The organism is Rheinheimera fenheensis (genome assembly GCF_039871805.1).
Lineage (GTDB): Bacteria > Pseudomonadota > Gammaproteobacteria > Enterobacterales > Alteromonadaceae > Alishewanella > Alishewanella fenheensis.
On sequence record NZ_JBDPJM010000013.1, the window covers coordinates 12204 to 33159 of the forward strand.

The 20956-nt window shown below is 53.1% G+C and carries 23 protein-coding genes; 14 read left to right on the forward strand and 9 right to left on the reverse strand.

The genetic code is table 11. The annotated features are described in order from the left end of the window. Positions 1-15: 15 nt before the first annotated feature. The gene (locus tag ABGI61_RS15260) at positions 16-1926 is read right to left on the reverse strand and encodes a propionyl-CoA synthetase (protein ID WP_347602711.1); all 1911 of its coding nucleotides are present in this window, start codon (positions 1924-1926) and stop codon (positions 16-18) included. Positions 1927-2097: 171 nt separating this feature from the next. Here ABGI61_RS15260 and arfB point away from each other — a divergent pair, with 171 nt between their 5' ends. Beyond that, entirely contained in the window at positions 2098-2517 is a 420-nt protein-coding gene (gene arfB, locus ABGI61_RS15265; RefSeq protein ID WP_347602953.1) for an alternative ribosome rescue aminoacyl-tRNA hydrolase ArfB, read from the forward strand. Here the strand turns inward: arfB and dbpA are convergent. The 7 genes from dbpA to ygfZ all read right to left on the reverse strand — a co-directional run bounded on the left by dbpA (position 2514) and on the right by ygfZ (position 9405). Further along, positions 2514-3893 carry an ATP-dependent RNA helicase DbpA gene (gene dbpA, locus ABGI61_RS15270; protein WP_347602714.1) on the reverse strand — a complete coding sequence of 460 codons (1380 nt, stop codon included), beginning with the start codon at positions 3891-3893 and terminating at the stop codon, positions 2514-2516. The genes arfB and dbpA overlap by 4 nt on opposite strands. A gap of 140 nt (positions 3894-4033) precedes the next feature. After that, the gene (locus ABGI61_RS15275) at positions 4034-5356 is read right to left on the reverse strand and encodes an amidohydrolase (protein WP_347602717.1); all 1323 of its coding nucleotides are present in this window, start codon (positions 5354-5356) and stop codon (positions 4034-4036) included. Between the two features lie 105 nt (positions 5357-5461). Beyond that, positions 5462-5791, reverse strand: coding sequence for a bactofilin family protein (locus tag ABGI61_RS15280; RefSeq protein ID WP_347602720.1), 330 nt, complete (start codon positions 5789-5791; stop codon positions 5462-5464). A gap of 8 nt (positions 5792-5799) precedes the next feature. Further along, entirely contained in the window at positions 5800-6750 is a 951-nt protein-coding gene (locus tag ABGI61_RS15285; protein ID WP_347602723.1) for a M23 family metallopeptidase, read from the reverse strand. 101 nt (positions 6751-6851) lie between these two features. Next, positions 6852-7865, reverse strand: coding sequence for a DUF2804 domain-containing protein (locus ABGI61_RS15290; RefSeq protein ID WP_347602726.1), 1014 nt, complete (start codon positions 7863-7865; stop codon positions 6852-6854). 57 nt (positions 7866-7922) lie between these two features. Next, positions 7923-8408, reverse strand: a complete 486-nt coding sequence (locus tag ABGI61_RS15295; protein WP_347602729.1) for an FKBP-type peptidyl-prolyl cis-trans isomerase — start codon at positions 8406-8408, stop codon at positions 7923-7925. A gap of 10 nt (positions 8409-8418) precedes the next feature. Next, entirely contained in the window at positions 8419-9405 is a 987-nt protein-coding gene (ygfZ, locus tag ABGI61_RS15300; protein WP_347602732.1) for a tRNA-modifying protein YgfZ, read from the reverse strand. 156 nt (positions 9406-9561) lie between these two features. On the opposite strand from ygfZ, the gene ABGI61_RS15305 reads away from it, so the two are divergent. Continuing rightward, positions 9562-9813: an FAD assembly factor SdhE gene (locus ABGI61_RS15305; RefSeq protein WP_347602735.1), complete on the forward strand. Its 252-nt coding sequence runs from the start codon at positions 9562-9564 to the stop codon at positions 9811-9813. After that, the gene (locus tag ABGI61_RS15310; RefSeq protein ID WP_347602738.1) at positions 9800-10237 is read left to right on the forward strand and encodes a protein YgfX; all 438 of its coding nucleotides are present in this window, start codon (positions 9800-9802) and stop codon (positions 10235-10237) included. Before ABGI61_RS15305 ends, ABGI61_RS15310 begins: the two co-directional genes overlap by 14 nt. 9 nt (positions 10238-10246) lie before the next feature. On the opposite strand, the gene nadB is transcribed toward ABGI61_RS15310, so the two are convergent. Next, positions 10247-11851, reverse strand: a complete 1605-nt coding sequence (gene nadB / locus ABGI61_RS15315; protein WP_347602741.1) for an L-aspartate oxidase — start codon at positions 11849-11851, stop codon at positions 10247-10249. Positions 11852-11999: 148 nt separating this feature from the next. Here nadB and rpoE point away from each other — a divergent pair, with 148 nt between their 5' ends. The 11 genes from rpoE (at position 12000) to acpS (ending at position 20915) form a co-directional block, all read left to right on the forward strand. Then, positions 12000-12575, forward strand: a complete 576-nt coding sequence (rpoE, locus tag ABGI61_RS15320; protein WP_008223366.1) for an RNA polymerase sigma factor RpoE — start codon at positions 12000-12002, stop codon at positions 12573-12575. A 39-nt stretch (positions 12576-12614) separates the two neighbouring features. Then, a complete protein-coding gene (locus tag ABGI61_RS15325) occupies positions 12615-13232 on the forward strand; it encodes a sigma-E factor negative regulatory protein (RefSeq protein ID WP_347602744.1) in 618 nt (205 codons plus the stop codon). Next, positions 13232-14161 carry a MucB/RseB C-terminal domain-containing protein gene (locus ABGI61_RS15330; RefSeq protein WP_347602747.1) on the forward strand — a complete coding sequence of 310 codons (930 nt, stop codon included), beginning with the start codon at positions 13232-13234 and terminating at the stop codon, positions 14159-14161. Before ABGI61_RS15325 ends, ABGI61_RS15330 begins: the two co-directional genes overlap by 1 nt. After that, positions 14161-14604: a SoxR reducing system RseC family protein gene (locus ABGI61_RS15335; protein WP_347602750.1), complete on the forward strand. Its 444-nt coding sequence runs from the start codon at positions 14161-14163 to the stop codon at positions 14602-14604. Before ABGI61_RS15330 ends, ABGI61_RS15335 begins: the two co-directional genes overlap by 1 nt. A 134-nt stretch (positions 14605-14738) precedes the next feature. Further along, complete coding sequence (gene lepA, locus ABGI61_RS15340) at positions 14739-16538, forward strand: translation elongation factor 4 (protein ID WP_347602753.1); 1800 nt, start codon at positions 14739-14741, stop codon at positions 16536-16538. 11 nt (positions 16539-16549) lie between these two features. Further along, positions 16550-17473: a signal peptidase I gene (gene lepB, locus ABGI61_RS15345; RefSeq protein ID WP_347602756.1), complete on the forward strand. Its 924-nt coding sequence runs from the start codon at positions 16550-16552 to the stop codon at positions 17471-17473. Between the two features lie 29 nt (positions 17474-17502). Next, complete coding sequence (gene rnc, locus ABGI61_RS15350; protein WP_347602759.1) at positions 17503-18177, forward strand: ribonuclease III; 675 nt, start codon at positions 17503-17505, stop codon at positions 18175-18177. Next, positions 18167-19075, forward strand: a complete 909-nt coding sequence (gene era, locus ABGI61_RS15355) for a GTPase Era (protein WP_008223353.1) — start codon at positions 18167-18169, stop codon at positions 19073-19075. Before rnc ends, era begins: the two co-directional genes overlap by 11 nt. Before the next feature lie 6 nt (positions 19076-19081). Continuing rightward, positions 19082-19765 carry a DNA repair protein RecO gene (gene recO / locus ABGI61_RS15360; protein WP_347602763.1) on the forward strand — a complete coding sequence of 228 codons (684 nt, stop codon included), beginning with the start codon at positions 19082-19084 and terminating at the stop codon, positions 19763-19765. 18 nt (positions 19766-19783) lie between these two features. After that, on the forward strand, positions 19784-20518 hold the full coding sequence (pdxJ, locus tag ABGI61_RS15365; RefSeq protein WP_347602766.1) for a pyridoxine 5'-phosphate synthase: 735 nt from the start codon (positions 19784-19786) through the stop codon (positions 20516-20518). A gap of 1 nt (position 20519) precedes the next feature. Continuing rightward, entirely contained in the window at positions 20520-20915 is a 396-nt protein-coding gene (acpS, locus tag ABGI61_RS15370; protein WP_347602769.1) for a holo-ACP synthase, read from the forward strand. Positions 20916-20956 lie beyond the last annotated feature (41 nt).

Below are 20956 nucleotides of genomic sequence, written 5' to 3' on the forward strand. Positions count from 1 at the left end.
CCGCATTCCGGGCACTTAGCCGGCGCTTACCAGGCCGCGGGCCTGCATCAGCTGGGCAATTTCTGGCAGGCTGGCTGGGTCGTCTATGGTTGACGGCACGCTGTACTCACTGCCATCGGCTATTTGCCGCAGTAACTTGCGTAGTATTTTACCCGAACGGGTTTTCGGTAAGCGTTTGACAATAAGCGCTTTTTTAAAGCAGGCCAGGGCGCCAATTTCTTCGCGTACCATGGCCACCAGCTCGGCTTCTAAAATGGTTTCATCTACTTCAACGCCGTTTTTAATCAGTACCAGTGCCATCGGTTGCTGGCCTTTAATTGGCTCAGGAATACCAATTACGCAGCATTCGGCAATGGCCGGGTGGCTGGCAACGATTTGCTCCATTTCACCGGTAGACAAACGATGCCCCGCCACGTTGATGACATCATCGGTGCGGCCCATCACAAACAGATAGCCGTCTTCGTCAATATAACCGCCATCACCGCTGGCGTAATAGCCGGGGAAGGTGGCGAGATAACCGTCGACAAAGCGTGCGTCATTGCCCCAGATGGTGGTTAAGCAGCCGGGTGGCAGCGGTAGCTTTAAGGCAATATAGCCTTGCTCATTGGCTTTTTGCGGCTGACCGGCCTCGTCGAGAATTTGCACATTAAAGCCTGGCACCGGTACGGTAGACGAACCGGGTTTCGCGGGTAACAGGGCGATACCTGCCGGGTTGGCGGCAATCGGCCAGCCGGTTTCGGTTTGCCACCAATGATCGATTACCGGCTTGTGCAGTTTATCGACCACCCATTGGTATGTTGCCGGATCCAGCCTTTCGCCAGCCATAAAAATGGTGCGCAGTGCCGATAAGTCATACTGCTGCAGCGCCGCTTCTGGGTCTTCTTTACGGATCGCGCGAAAGGCGGTGGGCGCAGCAAACAAAATATTGACTTTATGCTCGGCACACACGCGCCAAAAAGCCCCGGCGTCAGGGGTAAAGACCGGTTTACCTTCATACAATACCGTGGTGCAGCCAGCGATTAACGGCGCATAAACAATATAAGAGTGGCCAACTACCCAGCCTACATCGGATGCGGCCCAGAACACATCGCCCGGTTTGGCGTTATACACCGCCTGCATGCTGTAATTCAGCGCCACCGCATGGCCGCCGTTATCACGCACCACGCCCTTGGGTTTGCCCGTGGTGCCCGAGGTATAAAGCACATATAGAGGATCCGTGGCTTTTACCGGCACACAAGCAGCCGGTTCGGCTTTAGTCAATGCGTGCTGCCAATCCAGATCGCGGCCGGCTTTTAGCTCAGCCACACATTGTGGCCGCTGGTAAATAACGCAATGTTCAGGTTTATGTGCGGCTTTGTCGATAGCATCATCCAGTAGCGGTTTGTAGGCAATCAGTTTGCTAATTTCAATACCGCACGAGGCGCTAAGTACCACTTTGGGCTTGGCATCATCAATTCGCAGCGCCAGCTCGTGGGCGGAAAAGCCACCAAATACCACTGAGTGCACGGCGCCCAGACGCGCCACGGCCAGCATGGCAATGGCGGCCTGCGGGATCATTGGCATGTAAATCACCACCCGGTCGCCTTTTTGTACGCCCAGGCTTTTTAATACCCCGGCGAATTGTGCCACCTCATCGCGCAATTCACGGTAACTAAAGCGTTGTTTGGTTTTGGTTACCGGCGAGTCGTAAATCAGCGCTGTTTGCTCCCCCCGGCCTTGTTCAACCTGGCTGTCCAGTGCCAGATAAGCGGTGTTTAACACGCCGTCGCTAAACCACTGATAATGCACAGCGTCCTGCTGCAGTAATATCTGTTGTGGTGCCTTATACCAATGCAGTTTTGCTGCCTGTTGTTGCCAAAAAGCTTCAGGGGCGTCGGTGGCTTGCTGGTACAGTTGTTGGTAGTCGAGTTTGGCTTGTGTTGTCATTGGAGATCTCCGCACCAATTAAAGCTCAGTTACTAGCTACTACTGTAGCGAAAAACCGGCGTTAGCGAACTTAGACTTAAGGTGCATAGACTTTAGGCTAAGGTGCTTAGCTTGTATCTGGCCCAGGCTTGTGGTCTGATCCATGTCAGTGTGGCGAGGCAGTGGTTTCCGATGGCAATTGAGATTTCAAACAGTGTGGTGTTGGCCGATAACGAGCTGGAATGGCAGTTTATCCGCTCCAGTGGTGCCGGTGGCCAGCATGTGAATAAAGTGTCTACCGCTGCCCAGCTGATTTTTGATATTAAGGCGTCGAGTTTACCGGCGTTTTATAAAGATAGGCTGCTGGTAAAAAGCGATCATCGGATTACGCAAAGTGGCAAAATTATTATTAAATGCCAGCAAAGCCGCAGCCAGGAGATGAACCGCGAACAGGCGCTGGCACAGTTTATTGAGTTGGTGCAGTCGGTAGCGCGGGTAGCGAAAAAGCGTATTGCCACCAAGGCCACCTATGGCAGCCAGCAGCGGCGGCTGGAGCATAAAAAGCAGCGTGGCGCTACTAAGGCGCTGCGCCAGCAGAAGCCCCAGACCTAAAGCGCCCTGGCGCGAATATTTTTACCTTTAATCTTGCCCTGTTGCAGTAACTGCAGGGCCAGCTTAAGTTTGCTGCGTTTTACCGCAACAAAACTCCAGATATCGTGCAGCTGAATTTTGCCTAAGTCATCATTAGTTAGCTGCTTGCTGGCCGTTAAGGCGCCAACGATGTCGCCGGCACGGATCTTATGCTTTTTACCGCCGTCCAGCTGCAAGGTGGCCATTACTGGCGCTGCTGGTCGTGCTGAAGCATCGGCTGGCGGTAGCTCAGCCGGTTCAATGGTTATCCCTAAACCATCTTCCAGCGCCAGCAACTTGCCAGCATCGCTGGCGGTAAACAAACTCAGCGCCATACCGCTTTGACCGGCGCGGCCGGTGCGGCCAACACGATGGGTATGAGTATCGGCATCATGCGCCAGTTGGTAGTTAAATACCGCATCGACACTGCTGATATCCAGCCCGCGGGCGGCGACGTCGGTCGCGACCAAAATGCAGGCACTGCCATTGGCAAATTGCACCAGCGTTTGATCGCGGTCTTTTTGCTCCATATCGCCATGCAGCGCCAGCACACTAAAGCCTGCATCGGCTAAGGCGTCGGCGACGTCTTGCGTTTCACGCTTGGTATTACAAAACACCATGCTGCTTTGGCCCTGATAATTCAGTAGCAAAGTCTGCAGCGCTTGCAAGCGGTCGTTATTGTGGCTGAGCTGATAAAACTTCTGCTCGATACTGCTGCTGGTATGTTGCTCGTCGACGGTTACCCGAAGTGGCGAGCGCAGTAACCGCTCACTTAAGCTGGCAATCGCGCTGGGGTAGGTCGCACTGAACAGCAGGGTTTGCCGTGCAGCAGGTGCCATGGCAATTACGGCGTCTAAATCGGCGCTAAAACCCATTTCCAGCATGCGGTCGGCTTCATCCAACACCAGTGTGGTTAAATCGTCCAGTTTCAACCGGCCTTTGTCCAGATGATCGATCACCCGGCCGGGTGTACCAACGATAATGTGGGCGCCGTGCTCTAACGAGCCAATTTGCGGGCCAATCGGCACACCGCCGCACAGGGTCAGAATTTTAATATTGTGAATGCTGCGCGCCAGTTTACGCAGCTCTGCCGCGACCTGATCGGCCAGCTCGCGGGTAGGACACAGCACCAGGCTTTGTACGCGGAAATACTTTACATCCAGTTTGGCCAACAAGCCTAAACCAAAGGCCGCGGTTTTACCTGAGCCGGTTTTCGCCTGAGCAATAACATCTTTACCTTCAAGAATTGCCGGCAGTGCCTGTGCCTGAATGGTGGTCATGCTGCTGTAGCCTAAATCGCTCAGATTACTGACTAACGCCTGAGGTAAATTAAGGCTGGAAAATGGGGTATTGCTCATGCTGCGACTCCGCAAAATAACACACTGCGGGCCTGCGCCTGCAAAAGGGGCGGCATTGTAGCAGAAAGGTATAGCTTTGCATCTGTTTTGCTGAAAATTTCAGCAAAACAGATGCGGTTACGCAATGTTACATAACCCGATTACGCCTTCGGCATGAGATCCAGCAGTGCGATTACCGTTGCCTCAACGCCTTTGGTTACTGCAGGCTGTGGGGCGATTTTAAACAGCGGGCTATGGTGGCTTGGTACGGCCGGGCCGCCGGCTTTTTCCGCGGCAAAGGCTTCAGCCGGTGTACCACCTACCGCAAAGTAGGTGCTGGGAATATAGGGCTCAGTGGTAAAGAACGGAAAGTCTTCCGCGCCCATACCCAAGCGCTTGTAGTTTTCGTCAAAGACCGGTTGACCCATGTTGGCCGCCCAGGCTTTTTTCAGCCGCTGCGTCAGTGGAATATCATTCACGGTTGGCGGTGTGGGCTCGTCATCAATAATCACTTGTGGCAGTTTATCTTCCGGCAAGCCTGCCGCGCGGCCTAAGTTCTCCGCCACCCGTTTAATGGCTGCAATTAAATATTCGCGGGTTTCCCAGCTGTCATTACGCACGGTCAGCTGCAGGTGCGCCTTATCGGAAATAATATTGTGCTTGGTGCCGCTGTGAAAGGCGCCAACGGTTATCAGCGCCGGCTCTTTGGGCGCAATTTCACGGCTGATAATGGTTTGTAGCGCCAGCACGATTTGCGCGCCCAGCACGATAGGGTCTTTACCCCGGTGCGGGCTGGCACCGTGGGCGCCAACGCCATGCACGATAATATCAACACTGTCTACGCCCGAGTACGGTGAGCCTTCAACGGCGACAATTTTGCCCGCCTCAATTTCTGAAGAAACGTGAAACGCCAGCGCATAATCGGGTTGGCCAAAACGGCCCCAGATATTGTCTTCCATCATGCCTTTGGCACCACCGACGCGCTCTTCAGCCGGTTGCCCTACCAGCATCAGCGTGCCAGACCATTGATCTTTCATCGCCGCCATACGCCTTGCTGTGCCGACCAGGCTGGTAATATGCACATCGTGGCCGCAAGCGTGCATCACATGCACCTCGTTACCATCCCAGTCTTTTTGTTTCGCTTTAGAGGCGTAGGGTAAACCGGATTTTTCCTCAACCGGCAGGCCATCCATATCGGCGCGCATCATGACCAGTGGACCCGGGCCGTTTTTCATCATTGCCACAACACCGGTTTTACCTACGCCTTCGGTGACCTCAAACCCGGCCGCACGCAGCTCATTGGCCAAACGTTTGGCCGTTTTAAACTCCATATGCGACAGTTCAGGGTTTTGATGGAAGTGGGTAAATAAGGCACCCAAATGCTGCTGGTAATCTTGTTGGATCAGTGTGCTAAGATTGTTGCTGTCAGCTGACACAGCAAAGCTGCTAAGGCTAATCAGGGCGGCAATAAGCGTTGGTTTCATAATTGGACTGCCATCGACTGTTAAGTACTGTCTAAGCTACCCTGCTGGTGATGAAAACACCAGCCTTCGTCGTTACAGGCTGCGCCCGATGGCAAAAATAGCAGGTTAACCCGTCTGTTGACGGTTGCTACCTTGTTCCAGTGATTTGGCCGCCTGCTCTTCTTTGGGCAGGGCCACAACATGCTCTGCTGAGGTTGGCAGGGTTTTGCCTAAAAAGCTGCCGCCACGTTCAATGCTTAAATCGTCGCAATGAATAGTGCCATGGGCTTTACCCTGCGGCAGAATTTCTACGCTGTTGGCGTAACATTCACCGTCGAACAGGCCATTAATAATGACTTTGTCGGCGGTAACTTCGCCTTTAATACGGCCGGATGCACTGATAATTAACGTTTTGTCGCTGACAAGTTTGCCTTCGACGTAGCCGTCAACCTGCATATCACAGCTTAGTCGGAGACTGCCGTTAATTGAGCATCCTTGTGCGATGACAGTTGTAACTGAGTGCTTGCTTTGGTTTCCAGCATGCTTACTAAAGAGTCCCATTTAATGCTCCTTTCCTTTTCAAACACCAGATCGAAGTTAGTGGCATCCCAGTCCATAAAGTGCTGAGGGTTAAGTGCCCGATCAAGGAAATGTACTTCATAGTGCAAATGTGGTGCGGTAGACAGCCCGGTATTACCCGAGGTAGCAATTAACTGGCCCTTGTGCACAAAGTGGCCAGGTTTCACTTTAAAGTCCTGCAGGTGGGCATACAGTGTAGAGAAACCAAAAGCATGGCGGATCTTTAACAGGTTGCCAAAACCTTGCTTGCTCGAGCGTACTACCTCGACCACGCCGTCAGCCGGGGCGTATATTTCGGTGCCGCGGTTAGCCGATAAGTCCACACCTTTATGGTGTTGCTGTTTGCCGACTATAGGGTGTTGGCGCAGGCCAAAGCGAGATGAACGGCGGCTAAACTCCAGCGGTGAACCATTAGGGACCAGCTGCAACATGGCCATACGGGCGGCCGAGTTTACCGAAGCCGTGTCCAACCTTGCTTCCAGATTTTGTGGATATTGCTGTTCCAGACCCAGTGCCAGTTCAATTTCACCGACGCGGTTGATCACCTGCAGCATTTCGTCCTGCTTCTGGTTCAGCTCGTGCTCCAGTTGATTTTTGTTGTCCTGTAGCAGCGCAATTTCGTCACGCAGTGCGCTGGCTTGGCTGGCCAGATGGGCGCGCTGTGCCTGGCTTTGCTCTACGCTTTGCAGCAGGTACTCAATGACGGCAGCAGTAATAACCAACCCGAAAAGTAGTAGCCACATTGCAATAATAGCGTTACGTTTGAACAGCTTACTGACATTAAAATGGCGTGTACCATTGATTGTCGAAACAGAAATGATAATGCGATCTTTCATTCAGGCCGGTTTTCGCTCAATGGTTTTGGGTTGCTCAGGGGGCTAAAAATAGGGGGCTTTGAATACGCTGTCAAGAATTTACTGCGCTTGCTAATGCGGTGTTACCAACGGGCAAAATGGTCCTCTGCCAGTCCAGGCACTTGTTGTAGCGTAAGTTTCTCGCCGTTTGCAAGGGTAATTTCGCCGCAAAAAAAACCGCAATACTGCCGAAAATTACTCGCCAATATGCCCAGGTTAAGTTTCTGCTGCCGCACTTGCTGCGGGGTAAATTGCAGTGCTATCCGGCCGGTGTCGTCGCGGTATTGCCAGGGCGCCTGTGGCTGTTGGCGGTTTAGCGCTATCGCGACGGGTGGCAGGCTTTGCCACTGGCCATTTAGCCATAAGCCATTCTCTGTAGTGCCGGTTTCATTAACGCCACAGGCCAGGTTTAAACCAAAACGGCCCTGAGGTAGCACGGCACTGATACTGCCCCAGCGCCAGCTGGTTTCGCGGCGCATAAAGCCGGCAGAAAAATCATAACCGGCCAGGGCAGCAGTTAAATCCAACGGCTTGCCTCGGTAGCTTAGTGTACCGTTAACCGCCAAGGCATTATGCTTTTGTGTGTAAGTCCAGCCGTTGTAGCCGGTGGGCGTGCACAGCGCCAGTGGCGAGGCATCTGCTGCGCCATTCAGGCTAAACTCGCCCTGCAGCAAGGCGCCACTTAAGCGAACCTGCCAATTGTACTGCTGTAGTGTCAGGCTGATTTGCTGCTTGCCACTGATGCGCGCTTCGCCCTGTACCGGGCTTGGGCTCATGCGAGCGCCCAGGCTAAAAGGCTTTAACAGCTCCAGCTCGTCCAGTTGGCCGGTTTTGCGATCATAAAAATAACAAAAGGCGCTGGCCAGGTAGCGGATATCAGCAATAGCAATACCAATTTGCCAGTCGGGGTGGCTTAGACTTACAAACTGAAACTGTTTAAAATGCAGGTATTTACTAAGTGCACTGGCGGGTTTGTCCATCACAGTGCGATAGACAAAGCGCTCAAGGCCAAGCTCTGTGGGCGGCGTGGCATAATGACCAAAACAGGGCTGGCCATCCTGGCCGATAACGGCGCTGGCAGAGGTGATAGTTGACATTAGCTGGGCGGGCAACGATACGGCAGACGGCAGTTTACACACCGTCTGCCAGCAGCATTAATGACCAGCGTGACCGTCTATGCCATGGACATGGCCGTGATCGAGCTCTTCATCAGTGGCATCGCGCACCAGCACCACTTCTACGTCGAAGGTCAGGTCAATGCCAGACAGCGGATGGTTACCATCTACCACCACTTCATCTTCTGTCACTTCCAAAATAATCACTGACTGTTCGCGGCCATCCGGGCCTGCCGCGCGAAAGCGCATACCTACGGCAACTTCCATACCGTCGAACATCGACTTAGGCACGGCCTGAGTTAACGCATCGTGACGTTCGCCATAAGCATCTGCGGCAGCAATGTTGGCAGTAAATTTATCGCCGGCACTTTTACCGGCTAATGCTTGTTCCAGACCAGGGATCAGCGAGCCGTGGCCAAACAGAAAGACTAAAGGCTCGCCACCGACTGAGCTGTCCAGTTGGTTACCTTTGCTGTCGGTAACGGTGTAGTGCATGGCGACGACTTTGTCTTGAGAAATGGTCATGAAAACCTCATTAAGTTAGCGAATAGGGTAACGGCATTAATTGCAACAGTGGCGCGCTGTCACTGTGCAGCCGTAACGTATCTGCCGCGGTTATGTCGTTCGGTAATACTGCGATTAACCATAATTCGTTATTAATATTCGCAGCATTGACGACCTGGCCACTGCGGCGCCAGTTGTCTCCAAGTTGTATTTCAATATCGGTGCCGGTGGCGGGCAGCTCGTCGGTCTTCGCCGTTAATATAAAGGCTGCCCGTTTATTGCCGCCACGGTATTTCAACCGCGCCACGGTTTCCTGGCCGATATAACAGCCTTTGCTAAAGCTGATGGCATCCAGCGCCTGTAAGTTAAGCATCTGTGGCACTAACTCGCCAATTAAGCCCTGCTCCAGATAACTAAAACCTTGCTGAATATGGCGCACCAGCCAGGCATTGGGGCAGGCCAGTGGCAAGCCTTGTTGCATTAACTGCTGGGCCTGAGCTAACGGCGTTAGCAGTAAAAAATGCGTGTCGGTCAGTGCCAGTAACATCGCCTGCTGCTGTCGGCTAACAGTGCCTTTGGCCGGGCGCTCAAAGCCCAGTTGCTGGATCAGTGCGCTTAGGGCAGAGCTATCAGTGCCTTCACTGCAGCTTAAGCCAAACACAGCATAATGCTGCAGGCCGGCTTCAAAGCTCACTTTGGAGAATACACCAAATTTTTTCCACTGTGCGCCAGAGGCAGTTAGCTCATCACGAAATGCAATAACCACTAACTGCTCGCCGGCATCGGCCAGATAAAACTGCGACCACATTTTACCTTTGGCGTCACAGTGGGCGCCGTGTAAAAAGTTAGCATCGGTTAAGCTGTTTACGTCGCAGGTGGTCTGCCCCTGCAGGTACTTGCGGTTGTCAACGCCACCAACCAACAGCGTATCAAAGGCCGGCAGCGGCGACAGGAAGGCGCCCTGAACTTTTGTGCTTAAACTGGCGTATTGTTCTGCGGTTAACCAGGATGTGTGCATAATACTGTGACGGTCGTTAAGGCTGATAAACAATAGCACTATGATTGGGGGTAAGCGGCAAAAGCTCAACCCCGCGGGTGGAATTTTGTTAGAATCAGCCGGCAATAGGGCTGTACCCGGCAGCAAATTAACTAAAACAGGAATGATAAAGCAGATATGGCAGAATTAATGAGTAAACCCCGGCTACGCTGGGCGTGTCGGCGCGGCATGCTGGAGCTGGATGTGCTGTTGGCACCGTTCGTGGAAGAAGGTTACGACGCCCTGGATTTACAACAGAAACAAGATTTTGAGCGTCTACTGGCCTGTGATGACCCGGATTTATTTGCCTGGTTTATGGGTCACGCCAAATCGTCAGATGCAGCTATTCAGGCCCTTATTCAGCTGATCCTGGATCGTGTCCGCGTCTGAGCTGGTGCTGACGCCGTCGCGTTGGGCACAACGTGTGCTCATGCTGACGGCCCTATGGCCGCCACTGTTATTCGGGCTGGTGCCCATGCCCTGGTGGGCCTTATTGTTGGCAGTACCTTTGCTGTTCAGCAGTTATTGGCTGGGTGTCAGACAATATCAGCAGTTACGCCAGCCGCAAGCATTACTGTTACATGCTGACGGTACTGTGCATTGGTTTACGCTGCCAGCAAGCGCCGCTGTTGTCAGCGGCACGTTGTGTGGTGGCTTGGTTAGCCAGTGGGCCATCAAGTTGTGCTGGCAACGGGATAATAGTAAGGCGATAAGCCAGCAGTGGGTATTTGCCGATCAATGCCCGCGAGCGCAGTTTCGTGCACTGGCACGGGCGGTTAATCAGGCTAACTGGCAGCGCCAGCCGGTAGATTAAGCTACAGCATTAGGCTTTAGGCGTCAGGATGCTGGGGCCACTGCCTTCACGCTGCTGCGGGTAATCCAGGTTGTAGTGCAGGCCCCGGCTTTCTTGTCGTTGCATGGCGCAGCGGATAATCAGCTCTGCTACCTGTACCAGATTACGCAGCTCCAGCAGGTTATGGCTGACACGGAAATGGCTGTAATAGTCCTGGATTTCCCGTTGTAATAGTTCTACCCGGTGCAGTGCGCGTTCCAGCCGCTTATTGGTGCGTACTATGCCAACATAATCCCACATAAAAAGCCTAAGCTCATGCCAGTTGTGCGTTATGACCACTTCTTCATCAGAATCACTCACCCGGCTATCATCCCAGGCAGGCAGCGTCGGTAGTGGGCTTTGTTTGTCCAGCTGGGCCAAAATATGTTGCGCTGCGGCGCGGGCAAATACCACGCACTCCAGCAATGAGTTACTGGCCATGCGGTTAGCACCATGCAAACCCGTGTAGGCAACTTCACCAACAGCGTATAAGTTATCTAAGTCGGTTTTGCTGTTTAAGTCAGTCATCACGCCGCCACAGGTATAGTGGGCGGCCGGTACCACAGGTATCGGCTGTTTGGTAATGTCGATGCCAACACTTAAGCACTTAGCGTAGATAGTGGGGAAGTGCTCAATAATAAAATCTTTTGGCTTGTGGCTGATATCCAGATACACGCAGTTAGCGCCCAGACGCTTCATTTCATAGTCGATGGCACGGGCAACAATGTCGCGTGGTGCTAACTCGGCGCGCGCATCAAAATCAGGCATAAAGCGGCTGCCATCCGGCCGTTTTAAATAGGCGCCTTCACCGCGCATCGCTTCGGTGATTAAAAAATTAGGTGCATCGGGGTGATACAAGCTGGTCGGGTGAAACTGGTTAAACTCCATATTGGCCACCCGGCAGCCAGCGCGCCAGGCCATGGCAATCCCATCACCACTGGCGACATCGGGGTTACTGGTGTACAGATACACCTTGCTGGCGCCGCCGGTAGCCAGTGCGGTAAAGCGCGCTTTAACCAGCTCTACTTTGGCCGCGCTTTTATTCCAGACATAGGCGCCATAGCAGCGTTTGGGGTCTAGCCCCAGCTTGCGGCCATTAATCAAATCTATCGCGTTATAGTTTTCCAGCAAGCGGATATTCGGGTGTGCTTTCACCTGATCGACTAGCGTAATCTGCACGGCCTGGCCGGTGGCATCAGCCGCATGCAATATACGGCGGTGGCTGTGGCCACCCTCGCGGGTTAAATGATATTTAAGGCTGCCATCCTCATCTTTGTACTGGTCAAAGGGTACGCCTTGCGCAATCAGCCATTCCATCGCCGCTTTGGCATTGCCCGCGGTGAACTGCACGGCAGTTTTATCGCATAAACCGGCGCCGGCAATCAGCGTATCTTCCACATGAGAGGCGATACTGTCGTTTTCATCAAATACGGCAGCAATACCACCCTGGGCATACAGGGTCGAGCCCTCACGCAGCGGGCCTTTACTTAACACCAGCACCTTTGCCTGCTCTGCCAGCTGCAACGCCAGCGACAGCCCGGCGGCACCACTGCCGATAATTAAAACGTCACACAGATGTTCATTTGCTTGCGTCATGCGATACACTTGCCATCAATGAAAGTGCCGCTATTGTAGCTTTTTTGTCAAACTTAGCAGAACTATTTCTCAGACCCAGAGTCCTAACTGCACGCGAGATAAGCGCCAGTTAGCATAAAGACGAGTATTACAGGGGATAAGCTCAGATATGAGCGAGCAAGAATTGGACTGGCAGATTGTCCAGCGCGTACAGCAAGGCGATAAAGCCGCGTTTAATGTATTGGTGCGAAAATATCAGCATCGTATTGCGAACTTAATTTCACGCTACGTTTCTAACCACGGAGACGTAGCCGATGTGGCGCAGGAAGCCTTTATTAAAGCTTACCGGGCAATACCGGGGTTTCGCGGCGAAAGCGCCTTTTATACCTGGTTGTATCGCATCGCCGTGAACAGTGCGAAAAATTATTTGGTTGCCAATGGCCGTAAGCCGCCGGCAACCGATGTAGACGCAGAAGATGCCGAATATTTTGAAGGTAGCGATGCGTTAAAAGAACAGGACTCACCGGAAAAACTGCTGTTATCCGACGAGATCCGTCATGTGGTGTTTAGCACCATAGAAAAACTGCCGGACGAGCTGCGCACGGCCATTACGCTGCGTGAGCTGGAAGGGTTAAGTTACGAGGAAATTGCAGATGTGATGGGGTGCCCGATAGGCACTGTCCGCAGCCGCATTTTTCGCGCCAGGGAAGCAATTGATCTGCAGCTTAAGCCGTTAATAAGCTAGCGGGCAGGGCAACAACCAGTAATTAAGACAGGAAACATTATGTCGTTAGAAAATCAGGATTGGCTTTCAGCTGCCAGCGACAACCAGCCACTGAGTAAAGCTCAGCTTGACAGCTTGCTCAGTAGTGCGCAGTTGCAGCAAACACTGGAGCGCTATCAGATGCTAGGTGCTGTGTTACGCCACGAAACGCAAAGCCCGTTACCGGCCAGTTTTGCCGATGACTTTGCTGCCGCACTGGAAAACGAACCAACCTATCAGCTAAAAAGCAGCCAAAGCCTGTTCAGCCGGATTAAAAGCGGTGTGGCACAGGCGGCGAATGGCCGCTGGCTGCAACCTGTGGCACAGGGCGCTGTGGCAGCAGGTGTGGCGCTGATTGCAGTACTGGGTGTGCAGCAGTATCAACAGCCCGGTGAAGAGATGCTGACCCCTCAACCTATGTTGCAAACCCAGCCAATTGCCGGTTTTGCTACCCCGGTTAGCTTAAGCCAAACCACAGTGTCTGACCGTTTCGCTGAGCAAGAGCAGCAAGCGATGTTGGAGCAGCAAAAGCGGTTGCAGGCGCTATTAAACGCCCATCGCCAGCAAGTGCGGGTAATGGAGCAGGCACAGCAAGCCAAACAGCAAAACAATGACGGACCCAAACCTAACGAGCCTTAATGATGCGAACCTCTGGCGTATGTAGTGCCATTGTATTCATGCTGCTGTCTGCCCTGGCGCACGCCGAGCAGACTGCCTGGCAGCTGTTTGATAAAGTGCAGTACGCGGTTAAACACTACAACTTTGACACCTCTTTCGTGGTGTTAAAAGGCAGCAAAGTCGACACCTACCGCTGGTTACATGGCCAGACAGCCGATCAGGAAATAGAACATCTTATTCCGCTGGACACCAGTGGTGTAGACATTCTGCGCCGCGATGCACTGGTGTATTATTTGCTCACTGACCGGCCGGCCTTTGTTACCCGCGCCAGCCATATCCCCGAACTGCCAGCGCTGTTGTTTGAAGACAAAGACACCATTAGTAAGCTTTACCATGCGGTTGCTGGCAGTAGCTCAGTGATGTCGGGTCGCAGCGCTCAGCTATTGCGTCTTACCGCAAAAGAAAATGGGCGCCACCATTATTGGTTATGGTTAGACGCGCAAACTGGCTTTCCGCTGCGCATCGATACTATGTCAGATAACCAGAACGCGCTGGAGCGTTGGCTGGTTACCCATATGCAGATAAGTCCGGAGCTGCCGGAGAATTTACGCGCCCTGATGGCGGCCGAGTTACCCAAGCCGGCTGATACCACGGTTGCCGCGGTTTTTAACAGTATCCACCAGCTAACCTGGCTGCCGGAAGGTTATCAGCCAGTGGCAGAGCCGGCCAGCATACCGCAGCTTGAAGGCAGCTTGTTAAGCTATTGGCTACTAAGCGATGGCCTGCATCAGGTATCGGTATTTGTGCAAAACGCCCAGCGTTTACCTACCCAGGCGTACCGCGATGGTGCCACCACCATTTATGTGCAAACCAATGCCCAGCTGGAAGTGACGGTAATCGGCCCGGTGAGTATAGATACTGCCCGGCAACTGGCAGCAGCGGTACGCTGATGGTCGAGCAAATTGCTACCGTACTGCGGGTTGAGCAAGACGGCGTTTGGTTAAGCTCTACCCCGGTGGCCAGCTGTAATGCCTGTCAGGTGTCCAGTGATTGCGGTACCGGTATCGTCGCTAAAACCTTAACTGCGCGCAGCCAGCAGTTTTTTGTCCCTACCCGTTTAAACTTATTGCCCGGCGAGCAGGTAAAAGTCGGCCTGAGCGAACAGCAACTGATTGTCGCCGCCCTGATGGTGTATTTACTGCCGCTGGTATTGCTGTTAACTCTGGCATTAGCCGGCGCGGCTGCCGGACTTAGAGAGGGTTACCTGATGCTACTGGGGCTGTTAGGTGCTGCTGCGGGGTTTATGCTGGCACGTCGCTATGGCAAACAGCAGGAGCAACACAGTCAGGTAGTGATCCTACAGGTGCTGCCTTCGGTTGGCGTGCAGCAATAACACATAGCAAGCGCGCGCTGGATAGAGTACAATTCGCGCTAATTTATCGGAATAACCCGCGTTGCACTGCTGCAGGTTTTGGTTAACTAACACCATAGCGCCCTGTGCTACGCCTACTGTTTTTTGCGGACAAGATGCCTAAACTCACTCATATCAGAAACTTTTCTATCATCGCCCACATTGACCATGGTAAATCGACACTGTCTGACCGGTTAATTCAGTACTGTGGTGGCCTGTCTGACCGCGAGATGCAGCAGCAGGTATTGGACTCGATGGACTTGGAACGCGAGCGCGGTATTACCATCAAGGCGCAAAGCGTCACCCTGCATTACAAAGCTGATGACGGCGAAACCTACCAGCTGAACTTTATCGATACACCAGGCCACGTCGATTTTACCTATGAAGTCAGCCGCTCGCTGGCCGCCTGTGAAGGGGCACTGCTGGTAGTCGATGCCGGCCAGGGGGTAGAAGCGCAAACGGTAGCCAACTGCTACACCGCGTTGGATATGAATTTAGAGGTACTGCCGGTACTGAATAAAATCGACTTACCGCAAGCCGATCCGGATCGTGTATCGCAGGAAATTGAAGATATTATCGGTATTGAAGCAGTAGGCGCAGTGCAGTGTTCAGCCAAAACCGGCCTGGGCATTAAAGACGTACTGGAAACTATCGTGAAAAAAATTCCGCCACCGGAAGGCGAACCGGAGCAGCCTACCCAGGCACTGATTATTGACTCCTGGTTCGACTCTTACCAGGGCGTGGTGTCTTTGGTGCGGGTAAAGCACGGCAGCATTAAAGAAAAAGACAAAATTAAAGTGATGTCGACCGGCCAAACCTACGAAGTAGATAAAGTCGGCGTATTCAGCCCTAAAGCCACTAACACCGGTGAGCTGAAAACCGGTGAAGTAGGCTTTGTTATCGCCGGTATTAAAGAAATTAAAGGCGCGCCGGTGGGTGATACCCTCACATTGGCGAAAAACGCGGCCGAAAAGCCATTGCCCGGTTTCAAACGCATTAAACCGCAGGTATATGCCGGTGTGTTCCCGGTGTCGAGCGATGACTATGAAGATTTTCGTGATGCGCTGGCCAAGCTGAGTCTGAATGACTCTTCGCTGTTTTACGAGCCGGAGAACTCCGGTGCACTGGGCTTTGGTTTCCGCATCGGTTTCCTTGGCATGTTGCACATGGAAATTATTCAGGAGCGTTTAGAGCGCGAATACGATTTAGACCTGATTACCACAGCGCCGACGGTAGTGTATGAAGTGGTGAAGAAAAACGGCGATATCGTCATGGTAGACAACCCCAGTAGCCTGCCACCGACCAACGATATTGACGAAATTCGCGAACCTATTGTGGAAGCGCATATCCTGGTACCGCAGGAATATCTGGGTAACGTTATTACGCTGTGTATCGAAAAGCGCGGTGTGCAAACCAATATGCTCTACCACGGCCGTCAGGTCGCGGTTACCTACGAGCTGCCAATGGCAGAAGTGGTCATGGACTTCTTTGACCGCTTAAAGTCTACCAGCCGTGGCTATGCCTCGCTGGATTACAGCTTTAAGCGCTTCCAAACCTCGAACATGCAACGGGTAGATATTCTGATCAACGGCGAGCGTGTTGATGCGCTGGCCATTATCAGCCATATCGATTTCGCCCAGGGCCGTGGCCGTGAGCTGGCTGAGAAGCTCAAAGAGCTGATCCCACGGCAGATGTTTGATATTGCTATTCAGGCCGCCATAGGTAACCACGTTATTGCCCGTACCACTATTAAGCAAATGCGTAAAAACGTATTAGCTAAGTGTTACGGCGGTGACGTTAGCCGGAAGAAAAAGCTGCTGCAAAAGCAAAAAGAAGGTAAAAAACGCATGAAGCAGGTGGGTAACGTGGAAGTACCACAAGAAGCCTTCCTGGCCATATTGAAAGTGGGTAAATAAAAGGGTTTAGCATGGCGGGTTATTTTGCAATTTTTCTGGTACTGCTGACGCTGGCCAGTGGCTTAATCTGGTTGCTCGATGCGCTGGTGCTGGCACCTAAGCGCCAGCAAAAACTGGCGCTGGCACAAAGCTCTGCGACCGGTCAGCTGCCAGTTGAGGCCACCGAGGAGCTCACCAAAGAGCCACAAATTGTGGAAACCGCCAAGTCCATCTTCCCGGTGATTGCGCTTATCACCATTTTCCGCTCGTTTATTTATGAGCCGTTTCAAATTCCGTCAGGCTCTATGATGCCAACCTTACTGGTGGGCGACTTTATTCTGGTGGAAAAATTCTCTTACGATGTTAAAGATCCGGTCTGGCGCAAGACGCTGTACAGCAATAACAAGCCGCAGCGTGGCGATGTGGCGGTATTTAAGTACCCCGAGCAGCCTACGGTAGACTACATCAAACGGGTTATCGGCGTACCGGGCGACAGGATCATTTACCGTAACAAACAGCTGTTTATTGAAAAAGCCTGTCAGGCGGGCCAAAGCACTGACTGTGGCACGCTGGAAATGGTGGCCCAAACACTGAAAAATGAAGGTGAGTTTTATCAGGAGCAGTACCCGCAGCGCCGCTACACTGAGCAGTTAGGCGAGGCCAGCTTTGATATCCTGCAAACACCCGCCCGGCGTGAGCATACCGAATTCTTCTTTAAGCAGCGTGGCACGGCGATAGACGAATTTATCGTGCCAGAAGGCCACTATTTTGTGCTGGGCGATAACCGCGATAACAGCCGCGATGGCCGCTTCTGGGGCTTTGTGCCCGAGCACAATATGGTGGGTAAAGCGGTGTTTATCTGGATGAGTTTTGAGTTTAGCGACGATCCGGACAGCTGGTTACCCGGCTGGGTGCCGACAGGTGTGCGTTTTGAGCGGCTGGGCGCTATTCACTAAGCCGCGCTAACAGCAGACACGAGACAGTAATGCAAAAATCGTTAACCCCACTGATGGCCCGTTTGGGCTATCAGTTTTCTGATATTAGCCTGCTGGAGCAGGCGCTGACACACCGCAGCTGCAAAGGCCAACACAACGAACGCTTAGAGTTTTTAGGCGATGCGGTGCTTAGCCTGGTCATTGCCGAAACCTTGTTCAGCCATTTCCCCAAAGCACGCGAGGGCGACCTTACCCGTATGCGCGCGACCTTGGTAAAAGGCGTTACCCTGGCCGAGATAGCGCAGGAACTGCGCTTGTCAGAGTATTTGCGCTTAGGGCCGGGCGAGCTGAAAAGCGGTGGTTTTCGCCGTGAGTCTATTTTAGCCGACGCGGTAGAAGCCATTTTGGGCGCCATTTACCTCGATAGTGGTATGGAAGCCTGTAAAGCGCGCATTTTACTCTGGTTTGGCAGCCGGCTGGAGACCATTACCCCAGGCGAGCAGAAAGACTCCAAGACCCGCTTGCAGGAATATCTGCAGGGGCTACGCTTAGCCTTGCCGGTGTACGATGTAATAGCCACTGTTGGCGAGGCGCATCAGCAAACCTTCACCGTGCGCTGCAGTATTGCCGGCATGGCCCCAATAACCGCTACCGGCAGTTCACGCCGCAAGGCAGAGCAGGACGCCGCTCACATGGCGCTGGAACAGTTAAAAAATGACAGATAACACCACCTTACCCACATATGCTGCGCTGGTTGCCATTGTCGGGCGGCCCAATGTCGGCAAATCTACCTTATTAAACAAACTGGTGGGGCAAAAGGTCAGCATTACGTCGAAAAAACCGCAAACCACGCGCCACCGTATTGTCGGTATTGATACGCGCGACAATTATCAGACGGTCTATGTCGACACGCCGGGCCTACACAGCGAAGAGAAACGCGCGATTAACCGCTTAATGAACAAAGCCGCTGCCAGCTCGATTTTAGATGTGGAATTTGTGCTGTTTGTGGTCGAGGGTACGCGTTGGACCGACGATGACCAGATGGTACTAAACCGGCTTATCGCGGCGAAAAAGCCGGTGGTGCTGGTGGTGAATAAAGTTGATTTATACCGCGATAAAGACACCCTGTTGCCGCATTTACAGTGGCTCGGCAGCCAGCTGAACTTTGTTGATGTCGTGCCGCTGTCGGCCGAAACCGGCGACAATATTGAGGCGCTACGCGCTGTGGTGCAAAAGCACTTGCCGCCTTGTGAGTTTTTCTTCCCGGATGATTATGTCACCGATCGCTCAATGCGCTTTATGGCAGCAGAAATTGTGCGCGAAAAGCTGATGCGCTTTTTAGGCGACGAGCTGCCTTATTCCGTAACGGTAGAGATTGAACGCTTTAAATGGGAAGAAAAACATTACCATATCGCGGCCTTAGTATTAGTTGAGCGCGACAGCCAGAAAAAAATGGTCATTGGTAATAAAGGCGAGCGTATTAAAACCATTGCCACTGAAGCGCGGCTGGATATGGCCAATATGCTGGAGCAGCCGGTGTTTTTACAAATTTGGGTCAAGGTTAAATCGGGCTGGGCCGACGACGAACGGGCACTGCGCAGCCTGGGTTATGGTGAAGACTAAGCCCTTATGCAAGCAGCGCTTTGGCCAGGCTACATTTTACACAGCAGGCCGCTGGGCGAAGATAAGCTGATCCTGCAGTTATTGCTGCCGCAGCTCGGGCGTTTATCGGCGGTGGTGCGTAAACGTCAGGGTAAAACCCGTCAGGCATTACAGCCGTTTCAGTTGTATAACTTGCAGCTGGTGGGCCGCAGCGAGCTTAAAACCGTAAAAAGCCTCGATGAAGCTGGCCCGGCGCTGCTGCTGAGCGGCAAGGTGTTGTACAGCGGGCTCTATATTAACGAGCTGGTGTGCCGGCTGTGGCCGGATAACCTGGCGGCTGAGCAGTTGTTTCAGTTGTATCAGCAGTGTCTCACGCAGCTACAGGCTGTGCAGCAAGGCAAAGCCGGGCTTGAGCCCTGTTTGCGCGAGTTTGAATTCGCCTTGCTGTCAGAGCTGGGCCAGCCGGTAGACTGGCAGTATGATGCGCTGGGCGAGCCTATAGCACCAAACGCCTGTTATCAGTGGCAACATGAGCAGGGTTTTGTGCCTGCATCAGCCGGTTTCGCCGGCGTGCAGTTACTGAATATCGGCGCGGCTAACTGGCAGGACAATGCCACGCTGCTAAGCGCTAAGCAGCTTAGCCGCCAGCTGCTGGCACCTTTATTAGGCAATAAGCCATTGGCCAGCCGCGCACTGTTTGCTGGCCTTTAATTTTACGCTGGAGTAAGCATGCATAATCCTATTTTTCTGGGTGTTAACATTGATCACGTTGCGACATTACGCCAGGCCCGCGGCACCTATTACCCTGAGCCGGTACATGCTGCCCTGGTAGCTGAGCAAGCCGGTGCCGATGGCATTACTGTGCACCTGCGCGAAGATCGCCGCCATATTATTGACCGCGATGTGTTTGTGCTGCGCCAGACTATTGCCACCCGGCTGAATTTTGAAATGGCGGTCACTGACGAAATGTTGGGTATTGCCAGCGAGTTAAAGCCCCATTTTGCTTGCTTTGTACCGGAGAAACGCCAGGAGCTGACCACCGAAGGCGGCCTGGAAGTGGCCGGCCAGTTAAGCCGTATTACCGATGCGGTAACGCAAATGCGCGAGCACAATATTCTGGTGTCGCTGTTTATCGATGCTGACCACAGGCAAATTGAAGCCGCCGCTAAAGCCGGTGCGCCCTATATCGAAATTCACACCGGTAAGTACGCTGAAACCCAGGATGCCGCTGTGGCGCAAGCGGAGCTAAAGCGCATTAGTGAGGCGGCGGCCTTTGCGGCGTCACTTGGGCTGATTGTTAACGCAGGCCACGGTCTGCACTACCATAATGTGCATCCGATTGCCGCGATACCGCAGATGCACGAGCTGAATATTGGCCATGCAATCGTTGCGCGCGCCGTGTTTAGCGGCTTAGATGCCGCGGTACGCGAAATGAAGCGGTTGATGGTCGAGGCACGTCGCTAACATGGCGATAGTGGGCCTTGGCACCGATATTGTAGAAATAAGCCGGATAAGCCAAAGCTTAAGCCGCAGCCCGGCGCTGGTAAAGCGGGTGCTCACGGCGGCAGAGCAGGCGATATACCACGAGTTGGCACAGGCTAACGCGGATAACGGTGCCCGTTATTTTGCCAAGCGCTTTGCCGTAAAAGAGGCTGCGGCCAAGGCGCTGGGTACCGGCATTGGCCGTGGCGTATCGTTTCAGCATTTTCATGTCAGTAATAACAGCGATGGCGCGCCACAGCTTAGTCTGAGCGATGGCGCTGCACAGCGCGCCGCCCAGCTTGGTGTTAATCATATCTGGTTGTCGCTGAGCGATGAGCAGGCTTACGCCGTGGCCACGGTGATCCTGGAGCGGCAATAACATCTTGTCAGGCGCAGGCCTTGTTGGATAGTGTTAAATAG